5 protein-coding genes and 1 pseudogene are annotated in these 9,932 nt (G+C 45.2%); all 6 read right to left on the bottom strand.

Annotated elements, in window-relative coordinates:
• A partial coding sequence (locus tag F6K52_RS25510) for an Hpt domain-containing protein (protein ID WP_293084715.1) occupies nt 1-357 on the bottom strand: 357 nt, incomplete at its 3' end.
• Nucleotides 358-664: 307 nt separating this feature from the next.
• The gene (locus F6K52_RS25515; protein ID WP_293084718.1) at nt 665-6,007 is read right to left on the bottom strand and encodes a GAF domain-containing protein; all 5,343 of its coding nucleotides are present in this window, start codon (nt 6,005-6,007) and stop codon (nt 665-667) included.
• Nucleotides 6,004-6,564 (bottom strand): chemotaxis protein CheW, encoded by a 561-nt coding sequence (locus F6K52_RS25520; RefSeq protein ID WP_293084721.1) that lies wholly within the window; start codon nt 6,562-6,564, stop codon nt 6,004-6,006. Before F6K52_RS25520 ends, F6K52_RS25515 begins: the two co-directional genes overlap by 4 nt.
• 10 nt (nt 6,565-6,574) lie before the next feature.
• Nucleotides 6,575-6,946, bottom strand: coding sequence for a response regulator (locus tag F6K52_RS25525; protein WP_293084724.1), 372 nt, complete (start codon nt 6,944-6,946; stop codon nt 6,575-6,577).
• 209 nt (nt 6,947-7,155) lie between these two features.
• Complete coding sequence (locus F6K52_RS25530) at nt 7,156-8,409, bottom strand: response regulator (protein ID WP_293084727.1); 1,254 nt, start codon at nt 8,407-8,409, stop codon at nt 7,156-7,158.
• Between the two features lie 1,273 nt (nt 8,410-9,682).
• Nucleotides 9,683-9,932 (bottom strand): annotated as a pseudogene (locus F6K52_RS25535) (hypothetical protein); the annotation flags it as partial.

Below are 9,932 nucleotides of genomic sequence, written 5' to 3' on the forward strand. Positions count from 1 at the left end.
CTTGATTTCAGTGTCATCGATTTGCCCCCCTGTGAGTTCAGCGGTCAGAGGTAGACGGAGACACTCATAAGCTTGAAAGAGTAAGGCTTCAATTTCTGGATCAATGGACAAGTCGGGGTTAAACAGAGCTTTAAAAATATCCTCCAAGGAGTGAGCTACCGTGGCAATTGTTTCCAAGCCAATGCTAGCTGCTGCGCCTTTGAGGGTATGGGTAGTGCGCATCAAGTTGTTGACTTTATTGATGCTATAGTGTTCTGGCAAACTCAGCAAATCGTTTTCCAAAACTTGCAGCAGTTCCGGTGCTTCTTGGAGAAAGTAGCGATAGCTTTGCTCACGAATTTTCGGGTCATTAGTCATTAGAGCAGTTATCAATTGGGTGAGGTATTTTATTCTTAGGGAGTAGGGAGTAGGGATTAGGGATTAGGGATAAAATAAAAAAACTTATATCTACCTGATTAGACTAAAAAATGCTAGTATTATTAGTATTTTTTTACCAAAATGATATAAAAAAATAAACAGTTATAATTTTTAATTAACCTGTTGTGAATTTACAATGCATCTAGTCTGAAATCAAATAAAAAAGATATATCCCAGTCCCATTTTGCCTTTAGCATGCATGCCTTGCTTTAATTTATATTAAATGCGTTTTAGCAATGGCTTTTGACTACTCAACCTTGAACTGGTCAGCACTGGATTGAAGATTCTTCGCCATGGCTAGGAGTTCTTGGAAAGAGGTAGAAATTTCCATGGCATCGGAAGAGGTCTTGTTGGCAATTCCTGCGACCTCAGTCATGGTAGTGGTCACGGATTGGAACTCTTCGGTCTGTACCTGGGTGGCTTGGGTAATACCGTCTACGAGCTGGCTGATTTGGCTGGTGGCTTCAACAATAGCATTGAGAGTTAGACGGGTATCTTGTACCATTGCCGTTCCTTGAGCAACCTGTTGAATCCCTTTATCCATGGCTGTAGAAACCTCAGCGGTACTCTTCTGGATCTCTTGCACCAACTGCTCGATTTCAGTGGTGGCTTCCGCTGACTGACGCGCTAGAGAACGCACTTCATCGGCAACAACTACAAAACCTCGTCCATACTCACCGGCCCTGGTGGCTTCAATGGCTGCATTCAACGCTAGCAATTGGGTCTGATTCGTAAAGTTGCTAATTAGGTTAACCACCCTTGAAACCTTCTGGGACGATTCGCTCAGGCGCTTAAGCCGTTTGCTGGTTTCTGCAACTGTCTCCCGGATTTCGAGAATTCCATCTACAGTACGGTTCATTGCTGCATCCCCTTCTTGGAGGGTTTGGTTAGCGGTTTGGACTGCCACTTCTACGAGTTGAGCACTCTGACCAACAGCGTCTGTAGAATTAACCATGGTCTGGATCTGCTCTAAGGCTTGACCAAGAGCCATAAATTGCTGCTGGGCTTGGGCTGTGAGCAAGGCAATGGAGGACTCCCTCTCAACAGACGTTTGGGCAACTTTCCTCGAGGCTTCCTGCACTTGAGTCACGATTCGGCGCAGGCTTTGTAAGGTGTTGTTGTAGGCATCAGCAATCGTACCTACTTCATTGTTGGTGACCGGAGCTCGGACAGTGAGGTCTCCTTCTAGAGCTGGCCGCACTGCTGAGAGCAACTGCATGACCTCCCGCTGTACCGCTTCTTTGTCGGCTTTCTCCCGTTGTGCGGCATTGGTCAGTTGCTGGGACTGGTTCTGGATTTGTGCGAGATACTCAGCCTGTTTCAGGGCTGCACCCACTTGCACCCCAATCTGAGCCAGGGCGTTGAGTTCAAACTCTTGCCAGTTACGAGGACCAGTATTTTGGTAGGTACCCAGTAAACCCCATAAGGTTCCTTCAATAAAAATCGGTGCCAGCATATAAGCCTTAACCTCATATTGCTCTAGGGTTTCCAGATAACCGTCAGAATAACCAAAGGTGTAAATGTCATCAACTGCTAAGCTTTCACGATTGCGATACCGACCTCCCTGGGTGTCTTGTAGATAAGTATCAGGCCAGAAAGCTTCCATATCCGCTCCCACCCATGGTAACCAACCGGTGGCAACTGCCTCAGCCACAAACTGACCAGTCCAATCTCGATTGAATTGATAGACGGCTACGCGATCGCATTTGAGCAACTGCCGGACGTCTTGGGTGGTGATACCATAGATTTTCGTTATCTCCCGAGACTGGAATAGCTTACCGACTATTTTGGTTACCCCCTGAGCAATTTGAGCTGCTTTGCTGAGTTGGCTAGATTGGGCTCGTAACTGATCTAGGTAATGGGATCGCTGCAAGGCTAATCCCAGGGAATTACTAATCTGGAGCATCAGGGTGACATCGGTATCTTGCCACTGACGGGTTCCCGTATTTTGGTACGCTGCCAGGAGCCCCCAGAGCTTTTCACCTTGGAAAATCGGCATAATCAGATATGCCCTGGCTTGGTACTGTTCCAGAGTGTTGATGTAGCACGGAGAGAAACCCATGGCATAGATGTCATCAACCTTCTTGAAGCGGTCACCTTGGGCGAAGTCCCCACCCTGGGTTTCTTGCAAGCAGGTATCAACATGATGACGAGAATTAACACTCAGGGCAGTAACGGTGCAGCGCTCAGAAGCCGTTGTATCCACCTTAAGGCGGTCGTCTCTTTCTTGTTCAGTGATCAAAGAAAGCCAGCCAGGGGCAACGGATTCAGCCACAAACTCACCACTCCAGTCGGAGTTGAAGCAATAGATTACTACCCGGTCAGCTCCCAACACTTGCCGCAACTCTTTGGTAATACTCTGGAAGATACTATAAACATCTACAGACTGGGACAAATGGTTGCTAAGGCTTGCGACTACTCGTTCCCGCACAGCAGCTTGGCCAAGCTGATGGGATTTGGCCTCCACTTGATCGAGGTAGCTCAATTGCTGTAGGGCTACCCCAAAGTGCAGAGCAAGCTGCTTGGCAAAATCAATCTCATACTCCTGCCATTGACGAGGCTGACTGCATTGGTGAATGCACAACAATCCCCACAATAATGGTCCTTGAAGTAGGGGGACAACTAGATTAGCTCGGACTTGGAACTGAGCCAGCAGCTCAATATGGCAATCGCTCAGTCCAGCATTGTACACATCAGCAACCGCTTGCACTCGTCCTTCGGTATAGTGAGGGGCATACTGTTCACCAAAGCAGTGGTCGTTAACTTTGATTCCTAGCACGGCATTGTAGCCTGATGCCACATCCTCAGATACCAATTCCCCATCATCAAAGCCAGAGTTAGGATAAAACTTAAATACACCCACCCGGTCAACCTGAAGAAGCTTACGAATTTCGATAGCAGTTGTCTTGAAAATGGTATCGAGGTTTCGAGACTGACGGATCTTGTTGATGATTCCAACTACCGCTCGCTCCATCTGTGCGATTTTAGCGACCTGGGTGGATTTGGCCTCTACTTGCGCTAGGTACTCTGTTTGTTGTAGGGCAACTTCAAAGTGAAGGGCAATCTGCTTGGCAAAATCAATCTCATACTCCTGCCATTGACGGGGCTTACTGCATTGGTGAATGCACAACAATCCCCACAGTAATGGTCCTTTACGCAATGGCACCACCAGGTTAGCCCGGACTTGAAACTGAGCTAGCAGCTCAATGTAGCAATCACTGAGGTCCCCATTGTAGATATCAGCAACTGCATGTACTCGTCCTTCGACATAGTGCTGGGAATACTGTTCACTAAAGCAATGGTCATGAATCTTGCTACCAAAGATAGCATCGTACCCATTGACTACATCTTCAGACACCAACTGTCCATCATTAAAACCGGACTCAGGGTCAAAGCGAAACAGACCCACCCGGTCAACCATCAGAAGCTTACGAATTTCTATGGTCGTGGTCTTGAAAATGGTATCCAGTTTCCGAGATTGCCGGATCTTGTTGATGACTTTAACCGCTGATTTGTCTAGATCTGCAGCCAATAGCAGTTGCTTGGATTGTGATCGCAGTTGCTCAACATACTCCGTTTGCTGGAGGCCAACCCCAAATTGTCGGCCCATCTGAGCCAGTATACCCACCTCGATTTTCTGCCAGTGACGAGGGCCATTGTTCTGGTAAGCTGCCAGTAAACCCCACAAGGTTTTCCCTTGCAGAATCGGTACAATCACATAAGCTTTTGCCTGAAATTGCTCCAACAGGTCAATGTGACATTGATCGTGACCAACCTTGTAAATGTCATCAACGGCTAAGGTTTCATTGTGGCGATACCTACCGCCTTGGGTTTCCTCCAAATAGGTATCGCGCCAGACTTTTTTAATACTCGATCCAACTAACGGTATCCAACCATGTGCCACATCCTCAGCCACAAACTCACCACTCCAGTCTCGATTGAAGCGATAGACAGCGACGCGATCGCACTTCAGCTGCTGCCGGATTTCTTCAGTAGCAGTCTGGAAAACACTGTTCCAGTCGGAACTCTTAAGTATCTTATCAAGCAAGCGACTTGCTATTTTTTCCCCCTGAACAGCAATATCCAGTTGCTCTGATGTCTCCTGTAGCTGGGCTGTAATGTCCAATTGTTTGAGAATACTACTGAGACGGTCACTGAGTAATGACAGCAGCATCATTTCACTATCTTGCCAGCGCCGAGGGCGAGAGTTCTGGTAAACGGCGAATAAGCCCCAGAGGTTTTCACCATCAAAGATTGGGGCTATAATATAAGCTTTAGTCTGGTATTTTTCTAAGGTTTCAATGTAGCACTGAGAAAAACCAGCGGCATAGATGTCGTCAACTCGCTCTACCTGCTGACCTTTGAAATAGCTGCCCCCTTGTGTCTGCTTTAAATAGGTATCGGTATTGGGGCTGGCCACAGATCCGATTTGCTTGACGGTACAGCGCTTAGAGGACAATATATCTGCTGATGTCAGGTTAGGATTTTGCTTTTGGTCTTGGAGCAGCTTCACCCAACCATCTGCAACTGACTCAGCCACAAATTCACCACTCCAGTCTGGATTGAAGCGATAAACCACTACCCGATCCGCCTTGAAAAACAGGCGTAGTTCTTCACAAATATTGCCCAGGGCAATCTCCGGCACATTTGACGGTGGAATTGTGGCCAAGATTTGAGCCAAGACCTTTTCCTGCTTCACCTGCTCTCGCCGTCGGGTAAAAGATTCCACTGGCTGTAGACTCAGCCTCAGTTCAGTCACAACTTGGTAGAGCAAACTCATGTCAGCTTCCTGCCATTCTCGTGAACCAGAACATTGCTGCACCACTAGTAAGCCCCACAGTTGCCCCTCGATCAAAATCGGTAGACTTAAGCTAGCTTTGACCTGGAATCGTTCTAGCAGTTGGAGTTGAAACGGACTTAGAGCCCGGTCATTAATATCATTAAGGGCTACAACTTCTTGTTGCTCGTAGGCTGAGCGATTCTCAGCTCCAAAAGCAATTACCGGCAGGTACTCCCCCTGGCTGGGAGTATAGCCACCCACCATCGACTCAACTAGCACTGTACCCCGATTCTCGGACTGGAAGCGAAAAATCAAGGCTCGGTCTACCCGTAAACGCTGGCTAACCTCAGTCACGGTGGTGCTCAACAGGGCATCACTAGTTTCTGCTTTGCGCATTTGGGTGGCCAGGTGGAATAACCACTGCCGCTCACCCTTGCAGTGTTGCTCAATATCCACGGCTAGGTGGAACTTAACCCCGGTAGGTGTCCCTTTGCCATTGCCATTACTTGAGGATTGATTAAGTTGAGACTTAGAACTGAGTATTTCCTCAGATTTATCAAATTGTGGCATAGTTATGGTTTGGGTTTTTTCAACATCTGGTTTAAGGAAAATTGCCGACCATGATGGCAGTTCAGGGCCGATCGAGTTGGTAGTAAACCTGCCAATAGACTGTTCAATGGGCAGAGTTAGTGACGAGCTTGTCAACCAGTCATCATTGGTTTGATGGGATTGATTTGGTTGATCAAAACTCCTGATGATTGCCCTGATCAATTGCCAGATCTCGGAGGAGGCTAAGTCGAAAAACCTCAAGACTCCCCTCCCCAAGACTCCCCTCGTTCATGTGTCTGCCATAGGGGACACTTAGTAATAGCCGTGACATCTAAGACTGCACCGCCATCCCCAGGTAGGTAACCCAGGAGAAAAGGCAGTAGCGATTGAGGAAATAAGCCAGGAGTCGCTGGCTGGAGTTGTTCCAATTCATGTAACTCAATCTCATTGACTTGCGACACCACCAAACCCACAGACTCGTCATTGACCTGAACCACTATGGCCACAGGAGATACCGAAACTTGGCCTTGCTCCGACAAAGGTGGATAGCCAACCAGCTCGTTTAGGTCTACCAACCAGAGCATTTCTGAACGCCAATTACCAATTCCCACAATGCAACTGGGCATTTCCGGTACCAGTAGAATGTCTGGCACATTCACCCTGATAATTTCCGTAATCTGCTCTAGGGGCAACAGAACACTGTCCTCAAAGCCAAGAGGAAAACGCAGCAACCGCACTCGGGTTTCTGGGGTTAGTGGATCTAAGTTTAGTAGGTCTTGATTGGTTTGTGTTACCAGTGGGTCAAGGGAGTTTAACATTACCTAATACCTAATACCTAATGCCTAACAATTGCTGGATTGTTTGTATTAGTTCTTGTTGGTCTATCGGTTTAGATAAATAGGCATCAGCTCCCAGCATCGAACCCCAGAGTTTGTCAGCATCAGTTCCTTTAGTTGAGCAAATCACCACTGGGATGGTTTGGGTGTTGGAATTAGTCTTGAGTTCCCGGCACAGTTCAAACCCGCTTTGTCCTGGCAAAATCACATCAAGAATCACTACATCTGGTTTCTGGGACTGGAGTTTAATCTGGGCATCCTCACTACTGGTGACACTAACTACCTTGAGACCAGCTTGTCTGAGGTAAGCACTTAGCATCTCATTTTCCGTTAAACTATCTTCAACCAAAAGGACTGTAGTCATAATTTTTTTTCTATAAAATTATTGATAATTTTATTTTTTTTATAAATTTTAATTGTTTATGGGTCTTTTCTTGATTAAAACTAATATTTAGTAAATTTAATGAATAAGTATACAAAATTAATTGTGATAAGTTTTTATCGAAATTTTCCTACTCCCTACTCCCTACTCCCTACTCCCTGTTACCTTTGCTAAATTATTAAAGTAAGTATTCAACCGGACAGGATATTACGAGTAACTCCGAGATGCCTTTGTAGAATTGTCAATACCTTTGAGCGAGTAATAGGCTTTGCTAAAAAGTCCGTAGAACCAACCATCTTTGCCCGCACTCGGTCTACAATTCCGTCATTACTGGTGACCATAATTACTGGCGTGTCTTGAAACACCGAAACCCGACGAATTTGTGCACAGACTTCATACCCGTTTAAAACTGGCATGAGCAAATCCAAGAAAATCAGCTGTGGTTTGTGCTTTAGCAAGGTCGGCAAGGCTTTGATGGGGTCTTGAACATTGATAAATCGATACCCAGCATTGGCAAGAATTTGACTCATGGTCAGCCGATCAATTTGGCTGTCTTCGATATAAACTACCAAGGGACTAGCTGGTAATGTCTGAATTGGTCCTCCTTTTCTTCCAGCAGTTTCTGGCATTGGGTTAGTGGCTTTATTAAAGTGAGTATCACAGCGGAAGTCCCCAACGGAGATCAGACCCATGACCTGTAATCTGATATAGGGCATGATTGATTGGCTCAGAGCCAAAAGATTCTGTTTCAACCTCAGAGCTAAATCCCTCAAAGTGCGATCGCCATCCACCAAGGTAGTCAGGTTATGGTAGGCCAGTAATGAGGTCTGCTGTCGCAATTTATCAGCATCCCAGATCACCGGAGCCAAAGAAGGCGAAATATTTACCAAACCAGCCTGTTGCCAAGGTTCCCAAGCCTGCCTGGCCTGTTGCAAAATTTGATCAGCTCGAATGACTACCAACCTTGAATCAAACCTTGAATCAAACCTTGAATCAGAGGTTGAATCAATAGTCTCTTGAGGAATTTGCCTGTAAGTTAGTTGCTCTGATGAACCACAGCGGAGTTGTTCCTGCCGTTGGATGATATCGAAGAGTATTTCTGTACAGTTGCCAGCAACAACTGACCTCATTTGTTTTAGCGGTACTTTCCCCTGTCTAACTAGTTCTGCTAGAGATGGGTAATCCCAATACACCGGCTGAGCCGACGACCCCTGACACACAGGAAATGCTGATAGTTCTGGGCAGTGTACAGACAACTGCCGACACCAACGGCGAATGGGATGCATTTTACTAGCACCCCCAGTCAAACGACCCAAGTGAAAAAAAAGACTCCACTGCTGACCTTGGGGATCTTCAATCTCTAACCGACCAGTCAATTGCTCCGTTGCGCAAGCTTGAATCTGTTGTGCCAGTTTGTCGGTGGTCAATACTTTTTGAGTCGTCATTGGTGTCTCTATGGATATATAGCAATGCCACTAGTAATTAGTAACTAACTAACAATTAATAACAATGAATACTTAACAATTAATAATCCTGGTTTTTTAGCGTTTTTATTAGTGCATTTTTTGTCAATAATGTTCTAATAAATATACGTAAATATCTAATCCTAAAATAGGACTATATTTATTAGTTGTATACCTAAAAATATAAGTTTTAATCTTGATATTACGTATAGTTATTAGAACTTACGCCAGTTATATATTTGTTATTAATTATAGGGTTTTCCCCCCATTTTTGCCTAAATAATGGTTTTATATAAATGCACCCAAATAGTAATTTTAGGAGACAAGTTAAGCCAGGGTTGTGGAGATGCACCATGATCGAGTTTCACTAACCATCAGCAAAACTCGGTTAGTCTAATTCAATTAAAATTAGTACCTTAATTTGCTTAACTTTACCTTAAATAAGGGTTATTTAATTAAAATTTAACAAAAGTTAAACTGCCTTAATCATAACTATATATCAGGATTAATATCCGCTAATTGTAGTAGTATACTTTGCTAACATGCAAATGTAGCATCTCTAAGTAACATCAGCAACAAAATCTAGCTAACTTTATTAAGTCTTTAAAAAAAGGATTATTTATTTTCAAAAGAATTAACTGCGAAATAATCGTGTGTACTGAGTTTCGTGGGGTGCATCTAATTAAAGCTGTTTGACCCAGTGGTGCGTTAAACCGGTGGGCGATCTAAACCAGGCGCAAAGAGGCGGAAAATGAAAGAGAGGCTTTGGGTGGTGCTTTACACCAGGGGGCTGTCCCAACTTCTGTCACTTTTGGAAAACAAAAGCAAAATCGGAATTCTCTAATTGTTTATTGATAGCAATGCAGAGGTGCGACCCGTGATGGCGAACGCGCCCCGCGTGACCTACGGTCAAGGGATTGCTCGCCATCACGGGTCGCACTTTCGGGTCGCACCTCAAAAAAATGTACCTCACCTAATTAAAAAGTGCTATATTTTTTTCTAACAAAAAATTAATTTTGCCTGTATCGACTCACTGATAAAGCTTTTGGAGACTTTCTTATCGGAAAATGACAGAACAGGGATATAGCAATGGGTGTAATAGTGTTTGCAAATTGAAGCGATGCAGTGGCCTCACCGGGGTTTGTATCCACGGGGCTTAAAAGGTGCGGAACCTGCCGACCCACACAGACCCAAAACCACTCGCGCTTTGCATGGCTGACAGGGACTTTGGGCGTAGGGCTATAACTGTTGAGGGTTAAGGGGTCAAGGCACAGACTTGCTGTAAATCCAAAAGAAAAATTTTCTGAGTAGATGCTTCGTTTGATATAACAGCTGCATGAGATATCATCTCCAGAACACTGGAGTGACGGTAAGACTTAGGGATAGGTCGCATCATGTCTTGGGGTAACTCCACCAAATTGGGTAGATCATCGACAAAAATTCCCCAAAGTTCGGAGTCTCTAGGACGAATAATCACTAAAAACTTTTGATTAGGGCTTTGGTGA

The sequence above is a fragment of the Moorena sp. SIO3H5 genome (assembly GCF_010692395.1).
GTDB lineage: Bacteria > Cyanobacteriota > Cyanobacteriia > Cyanobacteriales > Coleofasciculaceae > Moorena.